Source organism: Rugamonas sp. DEMB1 (genome assembly GCF_029834475.1).
In the GTDB taxonomy this organism is placed as follows: Bacteria; Pseudomonadota; Gammaproteobacteria; order Burkholderiales; family Burkholderiaceae_D; genus Rugamonas; species Rugamonas rubra.
Genome location: NZ_CP122407.1, coordinates 3,850,170 through 3,868,055, shown reverse-complemented (window position 1 = coordinate 3,868,055; position 17,886 = coordinate 3,850,170). Strand labels below are relative to the sequence as shown.

Genomic DNA, 17,886 nt, shown 5'->3' with positions numbered 1-17,886 from the left:
GGCGAGTATATGGCAATGCCTTGCGAAATATCATGCAAAGTTCTGCGGTGTTGATGGAATGCAACAAGGTGCATGTCGCTAGTCGTGGACGGTTGTAGCTGCGTGCTGGGACTGGGCCCGTTGGTGGGAACGGTTTGCAAATCGCGATCCTCCCGTCGGGAAGGGGCCGGCGTGCCGAAGCTATTTGCCAGCTTGTCGATCCAGCACTTGCATCACCGCGGCGACAATCGCCGCCGGCGCGCCGTGCCGCACTTCGGCCAGCGGCATGTCGCCGAAAGGCTTGCGCGCGCTGCGCAGCTGGCTTGCGCTGGTCTCTAGCTTGTCCAGCTCCGAGGCGCGGGCGCGCCAATAGGACGGCGCGGCCGCTTGCGCCGCCTGCGCCGCCGCCAGCGCGGCGCCGACGTCGCCGTTGATGGCGGTGGCGGGGTAGGCGCAGGCGGCGTCGCTGTTGCCCTGTTCCGCCGCCGCCAGGCAGGCCAGCGCAGCATCGAGCTGGGCGGCGCGGTCGGCCGGCAGCGCGTCCTCATGCATGGGCTCGACCAGCACCAGGCCGGTGACGGCGCCGCGCGGGCGCAGCGCGAAGTGCTGCGCCACCATGGCGCCGTAGCCGGCGCCCACCAGCACGAAGGGCGCCTCCATGCGCGCGTTCTTGAGCAGGAAATGCAAGTCCTTGCTGGCGTTGGCGACCGTCGACGCCCGCGTGATCGGATCGCTGGAACCCAGGCCGGCGCGGTCGTAGACGCAGGCGCGCGTGCGCTTGGCCACTTCCGGCAGCACCGCCGACCAGTCCCAACCGGCGCGGCCGCCGTCGGCTTCGAACAGCACCGTGGGGCTACCCTTGCCGCTGCAATACAGATTGAGTTTGCGGCCGCCGACATCGACCTTGACCTGGGGGCCGGCCAGGGCGTTCTGGCCGATCGGCGCTGCCGCGTGGGTGTTGGCGTGGGCCAGCAGGAAGGTGGCGGCGGCGACGGCCGAGCGAGCGAAATTGTTCATGACGTTGGGTGTGGGGACGGTGAAATGGCGCCCTTGTTGGGGCGCCTGTTGATGTGCGGCTTGGCGACGGCTGGCCGGTGCGGTGTTGATGTGGCGTTGGTGCGGTGGCGTCGGCCGCGCGCCGCGCGATCGGGCGCTTGACGGCGCTCGGCAGCGCCGTGATCGAGCCTGCGGCGATCTTACTATCGAAGGCCGCGCCGAACAAGGTCGAGGCGTGCGGCCGGCCCTTCGTCGAGCCGCGCCTGCCGGCGCTTAGTTGATGCTAAATAATCAAAATTGTCCTAATATACTGGTGCGCAGGCGCACTCCGGCTCCCGCCGTGTCAAGATAGTAATCGCAGTGGGAAGCCGCAAATGCGATTGATTAATAGGGGATTCAATGCGTTTCACATGGTTATGTTTATTATTGTTAAGTTGTTCGGCGCCACTAACAGCCAGTGCCGCTGATGTTTTGCCAGATTACGTGACCGGCACATGGGGTACAGCTTCCTCGTTGTACGACGGTGTGAATAAACAGTCTGAAATATATCTTCTGGCGGACGGATTTGGAGTGTTGGCGGGATCTACCCCAGCAGGCCGACGTGTAGATGGTATAAATGATGGGAAGCCTGGTCCACGCGCGATCATTGGATTTCCAGTCCGGGCCACTTTGGACGGAAACACCTTGTCGGTTCGCACACTGTTGCCCAAGGATCAGCGAGGACTAAAAGATATTGGAGTAAGCATTCGCTGCCAGTATGAGCCGGAAGGGCCGAAATTGGTGTGTGCGGGGCAGGATGGGATATTGATTGGAATGACTCGGCGGAGCGAATCGGTCACGGAGGAAATTGTTTTGACTATTGACAAAATTCGGACGTCATTTCAATAGGAGAGTTCTCAATGTCGACGATGCTGCTGCCTCGATGCTTATCGAATATTCGATTCCGGATCTTTTGCCGACGATCTTGGATTCCAAATATCTGCATTCCATCCATGTTGAAAAATATTCCGGTAGCGATATTTATCGGTTTAGTAGGATTGGACGCGCTGGCAGCGGCGGAGGAATTTCCAATTGATGTCTTAGCTTTTCTTGATGAACGCGAATCGTGCGACCATTGGCGTAGTGAGCTTGGGTATGACGAGGAACGTCAGGCTGATATTGACTGGTCGATCTGCCAGTCATGTCCAGGTAGCGACGCGAAGCTTGCTGGCCTTAAGATGAAATATCAATTCAACAAGGTTATTATGAATAGGCTGGATGAACTCGAATCCAATATAGAACCGGAAAACAACGTCGAGGCCAAGGCATTTTGCCACAACACTAGAAAGCCCAACTGGGGTTAAAATTTTCCATCTGCTGCTCGATATCGGGCGCGAACAAGAGAAAACCGTGTCGCGCGGGAATGATTATTTGGAGGGGGAGTGCGGATTGCAATTGAAGTAGGGAAATTTTGTCTGCTCTTCCTAACCGGAATTCAGCCACGATCCTTTTGGTCTATTGCCATAGCTTCTTGCCGCACGAGTTCTACGGAGGTGCAGGAATTAACCCCGAGGCCAAGCGCTTTGGTGGCATTGTCACGTTGCTTCTTCTTTTTTCGGCACCAGCATTCCCAATTTTTTGATTGTTTCAGAAATATGCGGCATTGGCTGCAGCCTCAATCGGTTGGATGCCGCTGGCTTTGTCAGCCACGCTTGCATACCCAGTAAGTGCGGATGAAACTAAGGCGCTCTCGCTAGGCTTGACGGCGCCCGGCTTCGCATGCTGGCTGGAAGTAATATTTTGGGATTGGGCTGTAAAAATATTATTAACATATCGATTATGAATCATGTCTGAACTCGGCCGGAAGCTGCCATTCGGTGTGCGTCAAATGGCGGAACGTATGGATTGGCGGAAATACGCCCAATGTCTGGGGCGGGGGGCTTCTTTCCGCGCAATCAGTCTAATTCGGTTGAAACCACTCGACTTCGGTCTAATAGAGTCGAGAATGGCCGAGGCGCGAAGTTTTATAGACTGAATTCGCCTTCCCGAAGAAATCTTGGGTGCGAATTAGACTTTCAGTCTTACCGAATTAGACCATTTTGTACATCTCGGATCTTTTTTAGACCCGCATTCGCAGCTGATCATCAACGCGGGCCCTGCAATTGTCGGCGCGAACCCAGCGCCAACCTTCTAGAAGGTAAAGTAAGTCCGTAATACAATAGCGGTATGAAATGCAAACGGACTTCTGACGGCCGCAAACTGGACCACCACGCGCTCCAGGTCATGCGCCAACAAGCGATCAAAGCGGTGCGCGAAGGCCAGACGGCGGCGAGCGTGGCCGCCGCCAACGGTTTGAGTGTCACCACTATTTTCCGGTGGCTGGCCAAGTTTGCCGAAGGCGGCCAGAACGCCTTGCTCGCCAAGCCCATCCCGGGCCGACCGCCGAAGATCAGTGCCGAGGAAATGCGGTGGATTGCGCAGGCCGTGAAGAACAACACGCCGCAACAGTTCAAGTTCGCCTGATTATGTTCGTTCGTCAGAACTTTTCCACTCCTGTTGAGTCAAACCTATCAGGATGGCAGAGCCACTGAGGGGGACGATGATGACGATCAACGGGATTCAGTTTCAGAAGGGGCTGTCGCTGCCTGCGTTCTTGCGCGACTACGGCACCGAGGAGCAATGCGAGGCGGCGTTCATCAAGGCGCGGTGGCCACAGGGATTCATTTGCCCTTGCTGCGGCCATGGCGCCGCTTACGAATTCAAGCGGCGGGAACTGCGCTACTGGCAGTGCGGTGCCTGTCGGCATCAAACCAGCCTGCGTGCCGGAACGGTGATGGAACATGGCCGCCTGCCGTTGACGAAGTGGTACTTGGCGATCTACCTGGTGACGCAGTCGAAGACGAACATCGCCGCGCTGGCCATGATGCGGCAGCTGGGCATCTCCTGGAAGGCCGCCTGGCTGCTCAAGCACAAGCTGATGGAGGTGATGGCCCAGCGCGAGGCCGATCGGCCGCTGCGGGGCGATGTCCGGGTCGATGACGCGTATCTGGGCGGCGAGCGTACCGGTGGCGGCCCAGGACGCGGCTCGTCGAACAAGGTGGCCTTTGTCGCCGCCGTTGAGATGTGCGAAGGGAGGCCGCAGCGCGTGCGCTTCGATCCGGTGGCCGGGTTCTCGTTCAAGGCACTGACGCCCTGGGCGCGCTTGGCTGTGGCGCCGGGAAGCTGCGTCTTGTCCGACGGGCTGCTGGGTTTCGAAGTGCTCGAAAAGCTGGGCTATACGCATAAGGTGGTGCTGGCGCCGCGCGGTAAGGCGGGCACGGAGATCGAGCCGTTCAAATGGCTCAACGTCTTGTTGGGGAACCTGAAAACGGCCCTGTCCGGGACGCACCACGCGTTTAAATTCGCGAAGTATGCCCGGCGATACCTCGCCGAGGTCCAGTATCGCTTCAACCGCCGCGCCGACATGGCCGCCATGGTGCCGCGATTGGCGGTCGCGCTGGCACAGACGAGGCCGTGCCCGAAACGGTTGGTGCTGGGAAAGGCTGATGTAAGAACATAATCAGGCAAGTTCGAGTTTGGCCTGTTGACGCTGTCGCTGATGCGCGAATTGATCAACCGCCAGTTCGGCAAGTCCTTGTCGTTGGAGTCGGTCCGGCGCGTCATGAAGCTGCTGGGTTTTTCCGTGCAGAAGCCGCTGTATCAGGCCTGGCAGCAGGATCCGCTGCTGGTCTAGAAGTGGGAGGCCGAGACCTATCCGGCCATCAAGGCCGAAGCGAAGGCCGCCGGCGCCAACATCTACTTCGCCGACGAGGCCGGCATCCGTTCCGACTACCATACTGGCACCACCTGGGCTCCGGTTGGCGAAACGCCGGTCGTCGAGGTGACCGGGCGCCGCTTCTCCTTCAACATGATTTCGGCGGTGAGCCGGCGCGGCGACTTTCGTTTCATGATTCATGAGGGCACCGTGGACGCGGCCGTGTTCAAGGAGTTTCTCAAACGCCTGATGGTCGGAGCAAGCAAGCCCGTGTTCGTCGTCGTGGACGGCCACTCCATTCACAAGGCCAAGCTCGTGAGGCAATACGTCGACAGCCTCGACGGCGCACTCAAATTGTTCTACCTGCCGCCATACTCGCCGCATCTCAGTCCCGACGAGCAGGCATGGGCACACGTGAAGCGCTAGGTCAGCAAGCAATTCGTGCAAGACAAAGGCGGGATGAAAAAACTCGCCCTCGGTGCCTTGCGCCGTATTCAGAACTTGCCGGCGATGGTCAAATCGTTCTTTCAACAGCAGGAATGCCGCTACGCCGCCTGAGCATCTCGCGCCATTCCTGCTTAGGCTTGGCGCGCACGGGGAAAACCTGTCCTGCGAGACTATCACTTGGGCGCTGGCTGCGGAGCTCTAGCCTCCGGACACTAGCGCGTCATTGTGCCCAGCAGGGCCGCCGCGTCGCCGGCGGCGACGCGGCCCTCGTCGGTCGGCACCACCCAGATCTCGACGCTGCTGGAGGCGGCGTGGATGGCCATGATGCTGTTGCCGTCGGCCTCGCGGTTGCGCGCCGGGTCGACGCGCAGGCCGAGGAAGGCCAGCTGCTCGCAGGCGGCCTGGCGCAGCGCGGCGTCGTGTTCGCCGATGCCGCCGGTGAAGGCCAGTAGGTCGACGCCGCCCAAGGTGGCGGTCAGCGCGCCGCATTCGCGCACCAGGCGGTGGACGAACAGCTCGATGGCGAAGGCGGCCTCGGGCTGCTCGCTGGCGCGCAGCGTGCGCATGTCGGCCGAGACGCCGGACACGCCGAGCAGGCCGGACTGCTTGTACAGCATGGCCTCGATGCGGGCGCAGTCCCAGCCCTGGCGCAGCAGGTGCAGCAGCACGCCGGGATCGAGCGCGCCGCTGCGGGTGCCCATCATCAGGCCGTCGAGGGCGGAAAAGCCCATGCTGGTGGCGCTGCTGGCGCCGGCGCGCATGGCGCAGACGCTGGCGCCGTTGCCCAGGTGGGCCATCAGCACGCGGTCCTTGGCCCGTGCGCTGTGCTCGGCCAGGCGCGCCGCCACGTAGCGGTAGGACAGGCCGTGGAAGCCGTAGCGGCGGATGCCCTCGCGGCGCAGCGCCTGCGGCAGGGCGAAGTTCTGCTCCAGCGGCCCCATGCTGGCGTGGAAGGAGGTGTCGAAGCAGCCCACCTGCGGCAGGCCGGGATAGGCGCGCTGGAAGGCTTCGACGCCGTCCAGGTTGTGCGGCTGGTGCAGCGGCGCCAGCGGCGCCAGCGCGCGCAGCTCGGCCAGGGTGGCGGCGTCGAGCAGCACGGACTGGGCGAAACGTTCGCCGCCGTGGACGATGCGGTGGGCGATGGCGAGCACCTCGACGTCGCCGGCGTGCTGGCGCAGGATGCCGCGCAGCGCCGTCAGCGCCTGTTCAAAACTGTCGCCCGGCGTGGTCGGCAGCGCCTGTTTGATGCTGGCGCTGGCGGTGCGCAGCGCCAGCGCCGGCTGGCCGTCCGGCTCCAGGCCGTCGATGCCGCCGCTCAGCGTGGCGGCGCCGGTCGAGCCGTCGGCCAGGTAGGGGTAGAGCGCGAACTTCAGCGAGGAGGAGCCGGCGTTGACGGCGATGATGGCCTGTTGGCGCGCGCCCATGGGCGCTCCCGCGCTCACGGGCGCTCCTTGCGGTAGCGGTGCGCCAGCAGCAGCGCCAGCGCGGCCGAGGCGACGCGGGCGTCGGCGTCGTCGGCGCGGCTGGTCAGGGCGATCGGCACGGTGGCGCCCAGCACCACGCCGCAGGTGGCGGCGCCGGCCAGGTATTCGAGCTGCTTGGCCAGCATGTTGCCGGCCTCGAGGTCGGGCACGATGAGGATCTCGGCGTGGCCGGCGACCGGCGAGACGATGCCCTTGATGCGCGCGGCGGCCGGCGAAATGGCGTTGTCGAAGGCCAGCGGGCCGTCCAGCAGGCCGCCACGGATCTGGCCGCGCTCGGCCATCTTGCACAGGGCGGCGGCGTCGATGGTCGAGGCGATCTTCGGCGTCACCGTCTCCACCGCCGAGAGGATGGCCACCTTCGGCAGCGGGTTGCCCAGCGCGTGCGCCAGGTCGATGGCGTTCTGCACGATGTCGGCCTTTTCCAGCAACGTCGGCTGGATGTTGAGCGCGGCGTCGGAGATCAGCAGCACCTTGTCGTACATCGGCACCTCGAGGCGGAACACGTGCGACAGGCGGCGCTTGGTGCGCAGCTGCGGCTGGGAGATCACGGCGGTCATCATCTCGTCGGTGTGCAGGCTGCCCTTCATCAGGATCTCCACCTCGCCGGCGGCGGCCATGGCGGCGCCCCGGGCGGCGGCGGCGTGGCTGTGCGCCACGTCGATGATCTCAATGCCCTCCAGCGACAGCCCGGCCTCGGCGGCGGTGGACTGCAGCTTGGCCAGCGGCGCGATCAGCACCGGCACGATCATGTTGTGGCGGCCGGCCTCCAACGCGCCCTTGAGCGACTCGGTGTCGCAGGGGTGGATCACGGCGCAGCGCACCGGCTCGAGCGCGGCGACCGAGGCCAGCAGCACGGCGAAGCGGGCCTTGGGGTCGACCAGGCGCAGCAGCGGCAGCTGGGTGCGCGGCCGGCGCACCTTCTCGGTCGGCGCGATCACCGTGGCCACGCCGGCCAGCACCAGGGCGCCGTTCTGGTTCTTGATCTCGCATTCCAGGGTGACGTGCTTCTTGACCTCCTCCTTGCTCAACACGGTGGCGGTGACGCGCAGCGTGTCGCCGATGCGCACCGGCTTGAGAAAGCGCAGCGTCTGCTCCAGGTAGATGGTGCCGGGGCCGGGCAGGGTGGTGCCGAGCACCTTGGAGATCAGGCCGGCGCCCCACATGCCGTGCGCGATCACGCCGTGGAACAGGGTCTTGTCGGCGTAGTCGGCGTCCAGGTGGGCCGGGTTGACGTCGCCCGACAGGGCGGCGAAGGCGGAAATGTCGTCCTCGGTCAGCGTGCGCGTTTGGCGCGCGCTTTGGCCTACCTGCAGCTCATCGAAGGTGATGTTCTCGATGATCTCGGGCAGGTCGTCGTCGGTGTGGTCGTTCATGAAGTGTCCGTTCCTTGCGTTCGCGGTGCTGGTTTGGGTTAATTAACGATGTGGTAGCCGGCGTCGATGTAGATGGTCTGGCCGGTCATGCCGGCGGCGCCGTCGCCGGCCAGGAAGGCCGCCAGGTTGCCGATTTCGTCGAGCGTGACCAGGCGGCGCAGCGGCGCCTTCTCCTCGGCGCGGCGCATCAGGCTGTCGAATTCGGCCAGGCCGGAGGCGGCCCGGGTGGGGATCGGGCCGGGCGACATGGCGTGCACGCGGATGCCCTTCGGCCCCAGCTCGACGGCCATGTAGCGCACCAGCGATTCGAGCGCCGACTTGACCGGCCCCATCACGCCGTAGTTCGCCACCGCCTCGGCGGCGCCCAGGTAGCTCATGGTGATCAGGCTGCCGCCGTCGGCCATGTGCGGCTCGCACAGCCGCGCCAGGCGGGCGAAGGAGTGGCAGGAGACGTTCATGGCGCGCAGGAAGCCGGAGCTGGAGCTGTCGGTGACGCGGCCGTGCAGGTCACTCGGCCGGCGCCCAGGCGATCGAGTGGACCACGAAGTCGAGGCCGCCCAGCTGGGCCGCCGCCTCGCGCACCAGTTGTTCGAGCTCGAACTCCTGCTCGACGTCGCAGGGCAGCAGCGGCGCCTGCAGGGCCAGCGCCACCGGCGCGGCGTACTGCATCGCCTTGTCGCTGACGCAGGACAGCACCAGCTGCGCGCCGAGGCCGTGGGCGGCGCGGGCGCAGCCGGCGGCGATGCTGTGTTCATTGGCCACGCCAAGGATCAGGCCGCGCTTGCCGGCCAGCGAGAAGGGGAAGGAGATGGTCATGGTGTCGTCCTCAGGTTGTGTGCGTAAGGGATGGGTCAGACAAACTCAGCCAAAATCAGCCAAACTGCTTGGTGAAGCGCAGGGTGCAGGCGGTGCCGACCGCCAGTCCCAATGCCAGTATGCCGGCCATCATCGGCCACAGGGCCGCCACGCCGGCGCCCTTGAGCAGGATGCCATAGCTGGCGTTGATAAAATAGTACAACGGCGAGATATACATCAGCGCGCGCATCACCGTCGGCATGGCCTCGGGCGGCGTCCAGGCGCCGGACAGGAACATCATCGGCGCCAGGATCAGGATCACCATCATGCCGGCCTGCGCCATGTTGCGCGTCACCGTGGCGATCAGGATGCCGATGCCGGCCAGGGTGCAGATGTAGCCGGTGGTGACGACGAAGAACAACAACAGGCTGCCCTGCACCGGCACGCCGAAGACCGGGATCAACAGGCCGAACAGGCCGAGCGCGGTGCCGCACAGGATCACCGCGACCATCGCCAGTATCTTCGGCAGCATGATCTGCAAGGGGCCGAGCGGCGACACCAGCAGCTGCTCGATGGTGCCGCGCTCCTTCTCGCGCACCATGGCGGCGGCCGGCAGCAGCATGGAGAACAGCGTGACCACGTTGAGCAGCTCGGAAATGCCCATGAACCAGGCGTCGTTCTGGTTGGGGTTGAACCAGACGCGGGTGCGGTTGTCGATGATCGGGCCGTCGATGGCGCCGCCGCCCAGGCCGAGGCGGGCGCTGGCCGTCTCCAGGCCGAAGCGGGCGACGATCTGGGTCGCGTCGACCGAGGTGAGGAAGCCCTGCACCGAGTTGGAGGCGTCGATTTGCAGCTGCACCGAGGCCTGCTCGCCGCGTTCGAGGGCGTCGCCGAAGCCGGGCGGCACGTCGAGCACGGCCATGGCCTTGCCCTCGTCGAGCAGGGCCATGCCGGTGCTGGCGTGGCCGGCGCCGCCGATCTGGCGGAACTCGGGCGGCAGGAAGCGGCCGGCCAGCTCGCGCGAGGCGCGGCTGTGGTCCATGTCGAGCAGGGCCAGGGCGGCGTTGTTGAGCTGAAGGGTGACGCCGGAGGCGGCGTTGTAGATGTCGGCCGAGAAGGCGTAGACGACGAACAGCAGCAGCAGCGGGTCGCGCATCAGCTGCACCAGCTCCTTCCACGTCATCACGCGCAGGCGGCGCCACCAGGTTGTATCGGGCCAGAGTTGCATAGTGTCTTTCAGTTGGCGGGGCGCTTGTGGAAGCCGAGGAAGCCGGCGGTGAACAGGCCGGCGGCGTACAGCGCCAGGATCAGCAGGTTCGGCCACAGCGCGGCGAAGCCGGCGCCCTTGAGGAAGCAGCCCATGGCGATCTCGGCGTAGTACATGCCGGGCAGCAGATGGGCGATCACGGCGGCGATGGCCGACAGCGACGGGATCGGGATGATCATGCCGGAGTAGAGCACCGCCGGCACCACGGTGACGATGGCGGTGCCGACCATCGCCGCCACCTGGGTGTTGACCAGCACCGACACCAGCAGCCCGATGCCGGTGGTGCAGACCACGTACAGCACGGTGGAGACGGCGAACAGCAGCGGGTCGCCCTTGAACGGCGCGTCGAACAGGAACAGCGCCATCAAGGTCAGCAGCACGCCGTTGATGATGGAGATGCCGACGTAGGGCGTCAGCTTGCCGACCAGGTACTCGCCGCGCGACAGCGTGGAGGCGTAGACGTTGTAGATGGCGCCGGACTCCTTTTCGCGCACCACGCCGAGGGCGGTGAGGAAGGGCGGCGACAGCATCAGGATCACCATGATCAGTTTCGGCGCGATCGACCAGATGCTCTTGACCTCCTGGTTGTACAGGTAGCGCGTCTCCAGCCGCACCGGTTGCAGCATGTTGCGCACCTCGGCCGGCGGCACGCCGCGCGCGGCACCCAGCCAGTTGGACAGCTGGTCCAGCGTCATGGCGGCGTTGATGGCGGTGACGTAGCCCTTGGTGGTCAGGGCGCGGAAGGGGAAGGTGCCGTCGATCCAGGTCTGCACCTCGGCCGGGTGGCCGCTGGCCAGGCGCTGGCCGAACTGCGGCGGAATGATGACCACCGCGCGCAGGGTGTTGTTGACCACCAGTTTGCGCAGCGGCTCCTCCTGCGTGGCGTAGCCGTAGAACTGGAAGTAGCGCGAGTCGGTGAAACGGTGGGCGTATTCGCGCGACTGGGCGCTCTGGTCGTGGTCGATGATGGCCAGCGGGATGTGCTCGACGTCGAGCGACAGGCCGTAGCCGAACAACAGCATCAACAGCGAGGGGACGACGAAGGCGAGGGCGAAGAACAGCCGGTCGCGCACGATCTCGCGCCATTCCTTGTAGGCGACTACGGTGATGCGGCGCAGGTTCATGCCGGTGCTCCCTGTTTGGCCACGGCCGGCGCCGGTGCCGCCTTGGCCTTGTTGTTGTGGTCCTGCTCTTCGAGCTTGGTGACCAGGTGGACGAACACGTCCTCCATCGACAGGCGGCGCGGCGTGACGGCGTCGACCCGCAGGCCGTGGGCGGCCAGCAGCGTTTGCAGGCGCGGCAGCTCGTTCTGCGGATCGGGCAACAGCAGGTGGACGCGGGCGCCGAACAGCGCGGCCTGGCCCAGCCGCTCCTGGCGCAGCATGTCGATCACCGGCTGCGGCGTGGCGGTGGCCAGCTCGTACAGCTTGCCGCCGTCCTTCTCGACGTCGGCCTTGAGTTGTTCCGGCGAGGCGTCGGCCACCACGCGGCCGGCGTACATCAGGGCGATGTGGTCGCAGTGCTCGGCCTCGGACATGTAGTGGGTGGTCACCAGGATGGTCACCTTGTCCTCGCGCGACAGGCGGTACAGGATGTCCCAGAAGGCGCGGCGGCCGACCGGGTCGACGCCGGAGGTGGGCTCGTCGAGGAACAGCACCTGCGGCCGGTGCAGCAGGGCGCAGCCGAGCGCCAGGCGCTGGCGCAGGCCCATCGGCAGGCTGGCCGCCAGCGCGTTGGCGAAGGGGTGCAGGCTGGCCATTTGCAGCACCCACTCGATGCGCTCGGCCATTTTCGCGTAGGGCACGGCGTAGATGCCGGCGTACAGGCGGATGTTCTCCATCACCGTCAGGTCGAGGTAGAGCGAGAAGGCCTGCGACATGTAGCCGATGCGTTCGCGGATCTGCCGGCCGGCGCTGCTCATGTCGGCGCCGGCGACGCGGCCGCGCCCGTCGCTGGGGCGCAGGATGCCGGTCAACATTTTGATGACGGTGCTCTTGCCGGCGCCGTTGGCGCCGAGCAGGCCGAAGATTTCGCCCTGCGGCACGCGGAAGCTGACCGCGTCGGCCGCCTTGAAGGCGCCGAAGGTGCGGGTCAGCGATTCGGCCTCGATGGCCAGCGTGGCGGTGCCGTCGGCGCCGGCGCCGGCTGGCGCGGCGGATGATGCCGCTGCCGCTGCCGCTGTCGCTGCTGTGGTCGATGCCGCCGCAGCGGTCGGCACAGCCGCCGCAGCCGACGCGGCCTGCGCGGGCGGTGTGGTGGCAAGGCCTGCGGCCGCCGGCTTGGCTCCGCCGGCCGCGCCGCTGGCGCCCTTGTCTTGGCCGTCCTTGGCCCGCTGTTGGCGCAGCAGGGCGATGAACACGTCCTCCAACTCCGGCTCGAGCATTTCGCAGGCCTCGTGCGGCAGGTCGCCCAGCGTCTGGTCGACGCGGGCCACGGCCTCGCCGGCGTCCTCGCCGTCGACGAAGACGCGCAGCTCGCGGCCCAGCGCCTCGGTCTGCGGGAACTCGCGCTGCAGGCGCTCCAGCGCCATGGCCTGCTGCTGGTCGACGGCGCTGCGCACGATGCAGCCGGCGCTGAGCGCGCGCATCTGGTCGGGCGTGCCGCTGGCCAGCACGCGGCCCTCGTGCATCATGGAGACGCGGTGGAAGCGGCTGGCCTCGTCCATGTAGGCGGTGGAGACCAGCGCGGTGGTGCCGTTCTCGGCCAGCAGGCGGTCGAGGATGGCCCAGAACTCGCGCCGCGAGACCGGGTCGACGCCGGTGGTCGGTTCGTCGAGGATGACCAGCTTGGGCTGGTGGATCAGGGTGCAGACCAGGCCCAGCTTCTGCTTCATGCCGCCCGACAGGTTCTTCATCGGCCGGTCGCGGAAGGCCTCCAGCCGGGTGCTGCGCAGCAGCGACTCCTTGCGCTGACTGAGTTCGTCGGCGCCGAGCAGGCGCAGGCCGCCGAAGTAGTCGATGTTCTCCTCGACCGACAAGTCGCCGTACAGGTTCTGTCCCAGGCCCTGCGGCATCAGGCCGATGCGGTCCTTGATGCGTTCGCAGGCGCGCTCGGAGTCGAGCCGCACGCCGAACACGTCGAGCGTGCCGCTGTCGAAGCTGAGGATGCCGGCCACCGACTTGAGCAGGCTGCTCTTGCCGGCGCCGTCCGGGCCGATCAGGCCGTAGATCTCGCCGGCGCGCACCTCCAGGTCGACCGCGTCGACGGCCGTGACGGCGCCGTAGCGCTTGCCCAGGCCGCGCGCCCGCACCAGCAGGCCGCTCGTGGCGGCGCCGCTTACCACGTCGGCTTCTGCCAGGCGACGTTTTGATCCCAGCGGATCACCGCGTCGGCCGGCAGGCCCGGGGTCAGGCGGTGCTGCGGATTGGCCTGGATCGCCAGCTTGACGGCGTAGACCAGCTTGACGCGCTCGTCGGCGGTCTGCACCTCCTTCGGCGTGAACTCGGCGCGCGAGGCGATGTAGCTGACCTTGGCGTCGTAGGCCTGGTCGGGCTGCGAGTCGATGTACAGGCGCACCGGCAGGCCCAGCTTGACCTTGCCGATCAGCGCCTCCGGCACGTAGACCTTCAGGTGCAGCGCGTCCAGGTTGGCCAGTTCGGCCACGGCGCTGCCGGCCTGGATCACCTCGCCCGGCTCGCGCAGGCGCGACACCACCACGCCGGCGGCCGGCGCCTTGATCAACTGGTCGGCGCTGACCGAGGCCGCCTCGGCGACGGCGGCGGCGGCGCGCTCGCGCTGGGCGCGCAGGGCGGCCAGCTCCTGCTCCTTGGCGACGATCTTGTCGCCGCCGAGGGCGGCGCCGCTGCTGCCCTGGCGCGCCCGCACCAGCGTCTCGCGCGCGGCGGCAACGTCGTTCTGCGCCACGTGCCAGGCCAGTTCGGCCTGTTCGGCGCGGTGCTTCTCGATGCTGCCGTGTTCGAACAGCTCGCGGTGGCGGCGCGCGTCCAGCGCGGCCTGCGCCTCGACGGAGCTGGCCTTGCTCAGCACCGCCTGCGCCTGGCTGACGCCGGCGTCGGCCGAGTTCTGGTTCAGCGGCACCTCGCGCCGCGCGATGGCCCAGGCCGCTCTCGCCGGCCTTGAGCTGCGCGTCGAGCGCGTTGGAGGGTCTGGCGCGCCTGCTCCAGGCGGCTGGCGATCTGCGCGTCGTCGAGCTGGGCGATGCTGGCGCCGGCGGCCACGTTGTCGCCCTCGCGCACCATGATGGCGGCGATCTTGCCGGGAAATTTGCTGGCGGCGACGATGCGGTCGGCCTCGATGCGGCCGGTGGCGGCGATCAGGCCGTCGGGCAGGCGGCGCGCGTGCGCCATGTAGTAGACGACGCCGCCGGCGATGGCCAGCAGCACCACGGCGATGACGGCCGGGCCAAGGTATTTGCGCTTATCGGACATGGATCAGCTTTCGAAGGGAATAGGGGGGATGGATTACAGGCGGCCGCTGGCGTACTGCAGGCGCAGCTGGGCCAGGGCGCGGTCGTAGAAGGCGTTGTCGCGGTTGGCGTAGGCGCCCATGCGGCGCGTTTCGGCGTCGAGCACCTCGCTGTTGGGCGCCAGGCCGGCGCGGTAGCGCTCGCGCGACAGGTCCAGCGTTTCGTCGGCCTGGGCCAGCGCGGCGCGCGCCACCTCGATGCGGGCGGCGGCCTCCTGCAGGCGCAGCCAGGACTGGCGCACCTGCAGCTCGATCTTGTCGGCGGCCTCGGCGCGCAGCTCGGCCACGGCCTGGGCGTTGGCGCCCAGCTGGGCCGCCTCGCGCTTGACCAGGCCGCCGTCGAACAGCTCCCACTTCAGCGCCACGCCTATCCACCAGCCCTTGTCCTCGACCAGATAGCGGTTCTGCAGCTTGCCCCAGCCGCCGGACACGCCCACCTGCGGCGCGCGCTGCGCGGCCACGCTGGCCGACTGGCGGCGCAGCGCGGTTTCCTGCGCGTTCAACTGGCCCAGCTCGCTGCGCTGGCCGCGGCCGGCGGCGATCAGGGCGGCCAGGTCGGGGCCGCCGGGGTTGGCGTCGTTCAGCTCGGCCAAGTCCACGCTCTGGTCCTGGGCGCGGCCGAGCAGGCGGTTGTAGGCGGCGCCGGCCAGCGCCACGCCGTTGGCGCCCTGCAGCGCCTGTTGGCGCGCGTCGGCCAGCGCCACCTGGGCGGCCAGCAGGTCGTGGCGGGCGGCGTAGCCCTGCTTGAACAGCTGGCCGACGTCGTCGGCGTGGCGCTCGATCGACTTGACGTGGCTGACGGCCACGGCGTTCAGGCGCTGGGCGCGCAGCACGCCGACGTAGGCCTCGGCGACGGCCAGCTTGAGTTCGTTGCGGCCCATCTGGCTGGCGGCGCGGGCGGCGTCGGTCATCGCGCCGGCGGCGGCGATGCCGTTGCCGATGCGTCCGGCGGTAAACAACGGTGCGCTGAAACTTACGCCGGCCGAGTAGGATTCGTCTTGGGCGAAGGGTAGGCCGTTCAGGTGCAGCGCCGGGATGTTGATGGCGGCGGCCGGCTCCGACTGCAGGCGGGTGTAGCCGGCGTTCAGGTTGACCGTCGGCAGGCGGCGCGCCTCGGCGGCGGCCAGGCCGTGGCGGGCCGCCTCCTCGCGCTGGCCGGCGGCGGCCAGGCCGTGGTCGACCTGCAGCGCGTTGGCCCAGGCCTGCTCCATCGTTTCGGCCGCCATGCTGCGGCCGCACAATGCGAGTATTAAGCAGGCCAAACCGACCTGGCAGCCCTTGCGAGGCTGTATATTCTTGTTTTTCATGGATACCGTATTGGTGGGTATTGATGCAGCGCAGTGTAAAGGAGGGGTCATCGGAGTGTATTTGATCTAGATCAAATACAGCCGGGTTCGCCAATTGTCATAATGAAAATCAAATCCACTGGAGTGAAGCCGAAAATGAACGATATGAGTCCGTTGCGCGCACCTTCCGCCACCACCACTACCAACCCCGGCGCCGAGAGCGTCGTCGCCGCCGTCGCGCTGGCGCCGCTCGCCAAACCCCTGTGCTACCTGGCCGACGAGGTCGGGCCTGCCAACCAGCTCGACTTGATGTTGCAGAGCGCGATCGCCAAGATGACCGGCGGCGTCTCGCCGATCGCCATGTCGCTGGCCTTCCAGGACTGGTTGATGCACCTGGCCGTCTCGCCCGGCAAGCAGCTCGAACTGGTCGAGCTGGCCAAGCGCCAGGCGCTCAACTGGGTGCCCAACGGCGACGCCAAGGCCGAGGCCGAGGCCCACGCCGACACCCGCTTCAAAGGGACAAGACTGGAGCAACTGGCCGTTCAGCGCCATGTCGCGCTCCTTCGTCAACGCCCAGCAGTTCTGGCAGCATGCCACCAGCGGCGTGCGCGGCGTCGAGCCGCACCACAGCGACGTGGTCAACTTCACCGCGCGCCAGCTGCTCGACATCTACTCGCCGTCCAACTACTTCTGGACCAATCCCGAGGTGCTGCAGAAGGCCATCGCCAGCAAGGGGCAGAGCGTGCTGGCCGGCTGGACCAACTATATGCAGGACATCTCCGGCAAAAAGGCGCTGAAGGACGACAACCCGGCCTACCTGGTCGGCCGCGACGTCGCCATCACGCCCGGCAAGGTGGTCTACCGCAACGAGCTGGTCGAGCTGATCCAGTATTCGCCGCAGACGCCGGGCGTCTACCTCGAGCCGGTGCTGATCGTGCCGTCGTGGATCATGAAGTACTACATCCTCGACCTGTCGCCGCACAACTCGCTGGTGCGCTACCTGGTCGAGCAGGGCCACACGGTGTTCATGGTCTCCTGGCGCAACCCCGGCAGCGCCGACCGCGACCTGGGCATGGACGACTACCTGCGCTGCGGCGTCATGTATCCGCTGCAGGAGGTCGACCGCATCTGTGGCGGCGTGCCGGTGCACGCCGCCGGCTACTGCCTGGGCGGCACCCTGCTGGCCATCGGCGCTGCGGCGATCGGCTCGGGCCGCCACGGCGAGCCGGCCAAGCTGGCCTCGGTCACGCTGCTGGCGGCGCAGACCGACTTCACCGACCCCGGCGAGCTGGGCCTGTTCATCGACGACAGCGAGCTGGCCTTCCTCGACGCCGTGATGTGGAAGAACGGCTACCTGGACGGCACGCAGATGGCCGGCTCCTTCCAGCTGCTCAACTCGCGCGACCTGGTGTGGTCGCGCATCATGCGCGAATACCTGCTCGGCCAGCGCAACGTGCCGAACGACCTGATGGCCTGGAACGCCGACACCACGCGCATGCCCTACCGCATGCACAGCGAGTACCTGAAGCACCTGTTCCTGCACAACGACCTGGCCGAGGGCCGCTACTGCGTCGACGGCAAGGCGGTCGCCGTGACCGACATCAAGGCGCCGATGTTCGTCGTCGGCACCGAGCGCGACCACGTCTCGCCGTGGCACTCGGTGTACAAGATCCACCTGCTGGCCGACACCGAGATCGACTTCGTGCTGGCCTCGGGCGGCCACAACGCCGGCATCGTCTCCGAGCCGGGCCACGCCCGGCGCAGCTACAAGGTGCAGCCGCACCGGCCGCTGGGCGCCGCCTTCATCGGCGCCGACGAGTGGATCCAGGGGGCGACCGAGCAGCCCGGCTCGTGGTGGCCGCACTGGCACCAGTGGCTGGCCGAGCGCTCGCAGGCCGAGCTGATCGCGCCGCCGCCCATGGGCGCCGGCAAGGTGCTCGACGAGGCGCCCGGCCGCAACGTGCGCGAGGCGTAGTGGCCGCCAGGGTCAGACCCTAGGGTCTGACCCTAAGTGTACGCGGCCGACGCTCTACAAGCTCTACCGACCGACTTTAAGGTGACAAGCAAACTCCGCCGCCAGCCCTTACAATAGGCTCAAGCA

Annotated in this window: 12 protein-coding genes and 4 pseudogenes; 6 read left to right on the top strand and 10 right to left on the bottom strand. The window is 66.7% G+C overall.

Annotated elements, in window-relative coordinates; all coding sequences use genetic code 11:
• Positions 1 to 180 precede the first annotated feature (180 nt).
• Entirely contained in the window at positions 181 to 996 is an 816-nt protein-coding gene (locus tag QC826_RS17545) for an alpha/beta fold hydrolase (protein WP_279761762.1), read from the bottom strand.
• 137 nt (positions 997 to 1,133) lie between these two features.
• Here QC826_RS17545 and QC826_RS17540 point away from each other — a divergent pair, with 137 nt between their 5' ends.
• The 5 genes and pseudogenes from QC826_RS17540 to QC826_RS17520 form a co-directional block, all read left to right on the top strand.
• Positions 1,134 to 1,256: a hypothetical protein gene (locus QC826_RS17540; RefSeq protein ID WP_279761761.1), complete on the top strand. Its 123-nt coding sequence runs from the start codon at positions 1,134 to 1,136 to the stop codon at positions 1,254 to 1,256.
• Positions 1,257 to 1,967: 711 nt separating this feature from the next.
• Positions 1,968 to 2,318 (top strand): hypothetical protein, encoded by a 351-nt coding sequence (locus QC826_RS17535; protein ID WP_279761760.1) that lies wholly within the window; start codon positions 1,968 to 1,970, stop codon positions 2,316 to 2,318.
• Positions 2,319 to 3,180: 862 nt separating this feature from the next.
• A pseudogene (locus QC826_RS17530) lies at positions 3,181 to 3,471 on the top strand (helix-turn-helix domain-containing protein); the annotation flags it as partial.
• A gap of 85 nt (positions 3,472 to 3,556) precedes the next feature.
• Positions 3,557 to 4,513, top strand: a complete 957-nt coding sequence (locus tag QC826_RS17525) for an IS1595 family transposase (protein ID WP_279766524.1) — start codon at positions 3,557 to 3,559, stop codon at positions 4,511 to 4,513.
• Between the two features lie 6 nt (positions 4,514 to 4,519).
• Positions 4,520 to 5,266: pseudogene (locus QC826_RS17520) on the top strand (IS630 family transposase); the annotation flags it as partial.
• A 101-nt stretch (positions 5,267 to 5,367) separates the two neighbouring features.
• Here QC826_RS17520 and QC826_RS17515 read toward each other — a convergent pair.
• The 9 genes and pseudogenes from QC826_RS17515 to QC826_RS17475 form a co-directional block, all read right to left on the bottom strand.
• The gene (locus QC826_RS17515) at positions 5,368 to 6,597 is read right to left on the bottom strand and encodes an acetate/propionate family kinase (RefSeq protein WP_279761759.1); all 1,230 of its coding nucleotides are present in this window, start codon (positions 6,595 to 6,597) and stop codon (positions 5,368 to 5,370) included.
• Positions 6,594 to 8,012, bottom strand: coding sequence for a bifunctional enoyl-CoA hydratase/phosphate acetyltransferase (locus QC826_RS17510; protein ID WP_279761758.1), 1,419 nt, complete (start codon positions 8,010 to 8,012; stop codon positions 6,594 to 6,596). Before QC826_RS17510 ends, QC826_RS17515 begins: the two co-directional genes overlap by 4 nt.
• 38 nt (positions 8,013 to 8,050) lie before the next feature.
• Positions 8,051 to 8,828 (bottom strand): annotated as a pseudogene (fabI, locus tag QC826_RS17505) (enoyl-ACP reductase FabI).
• Between the two features lie 55 nt (positions 8,829 to 8,883).
• Positions 8,884 to 10,035, bottom strand: a complete 1,152-nt coding sequence (locus QC826_RS17500) for an ABC transporter permease (protein WP_093384147.1) — start codon at positions 10,033 to 10,035, stop codon at positions 8,884 to 8,886.
• An 8-nt stretch (positions 10,036 to 10,043) separates the two neighbouring features.
• Entirely contained in the window at positions 10,044 to 11,198 is a 1,155-nt protein-coding gene (locus QC826_RS17495) for an ABC transporter permease (RefSeq protein ID WP_279761757.1), read from the bottom strand.
• Positions 11,195 to 13,357 carry an ATP-binding cassette domain-containing protein gene (locus tag QC826_RS17490; RefSeq protein WP_279761756.1) on the bottom strand — a complete coding sequence of 721 codons (2,163 nt, stop codon included), beginning with the start codon at positions 13,355 to 13,357 and terminating at the stop codon, positions 11,195 to 11,197. Before QC826_RS17490 ends, QC826_RS17495 begins: the two co-directional genes overlap by 4 nt.
• Complete coding sequence (locus QC826_RS17485; RefSeq protein WP_279761755.1) at positions 13,351 to 14,112, bottom strand: HlyD family secretion protein; 762 nt, start codon at positions 14,110 to 14,112, stop codon at positions 13,351 to 13,353. The genes QC826_RS17490 and QC826_RS17485 overlap by 7 nt, the downstream gene beginning before the upstream one ends.
• The gene (locus tag QC826_RS17480; RefSeq protein ID WP_279761754.1) at positions 14,103 to 14,462 is read right to left on the bottom strand and encodes a biotin/lipoyl-binding protein; all 360 of its coding nucleotides are present in this window, start codon (positions 14,460 to 14,462) and stop codon (positions 14,103 to 14,105) included. Before QC826_RS17480 ends, QC826_RS17485 begins: the two co-directional genes overlap by 10 nt.
• 33 nt (positions 14,463 to 14,495) lie before the next feature.
• Positions 14,496 to 15,725, bottom strand: a complete 1,230-nt coding sequence (locus QC826_RS17475; RefSeq protein WP_279761753.1) for a TolC family protein — start codon at positions 15,723 to 15,725, stop codon at positions 14,496 to 14,498.
• 225 nt (positions 15,726 to 15,950) lie between these two features.
• Here QC826_RS17475 and QC826_RS17470 point away from each other — a divergent pair.
• A pseudogene (locus QC826_RS17470) lies at positions 15,951 to 17,760 on the top strand (PHA/PHB synthase family protein).
• Positions 17,761 to 17,886: the final 126 nt, after the last annotated feature.

Coding starts and splice junctions, on each gene's coding strand:
- QC826_RS17480 (WP_279761754.1), bottom strand. CDS start 14,462: ATGTCCGATAAGCGCAAATACCTTGGCCCGGCCGTCATCGCCGTGGTG.
- QC826_RS17535 (WP_279761760.1), top strand. CDS start 1,968: ATGTTGAAAAATATTCCGGTAGCGATATTTATCGGTTTAGTAGGATTG.
- QC826_RS17525 (WP_279766524.1), top strand. CDS start 3,557: ATGACGATCAACGGGATTCAGTTTCAGAAGGGGCTGTCGCTGCCTGCG.
- QC826_RS17495 (WP_279761757.1), bottom strand. CDS start 11,198: ATGAACCTGCGCCGCATCACCGTAGTCGCCTACAAGGAATGGCGCGAG.
- QC826_RS17475 (WP_279761753.1), bottom strand. CDS start 15,725: ATGGCGGCCGAAACGATGGAGCAGGCCTGGGCCAACGCGCTGCAGGTC.
- QC826_RS17545 (WP_279761762.1), bottom strand. CDS start 996: ATGAACAATTTCGCTCGCTCGGCCGTCGCCGCCGCCACCTTCCTGCTG.
- QC826_RS17500 (WP_093384147.1), bottom strand. CDS start 10,035: ATGCAACTCTGGCCCGATACAACCTGGTGGCGCCGCCTGCGCGTGATG.
- QC826_RS17510 (WP_279761758.1), bottom strand. CDS start 8,012: ATGAACGACCACACCGACGACGACCTGCCCGAGATCATCGAGAACATC.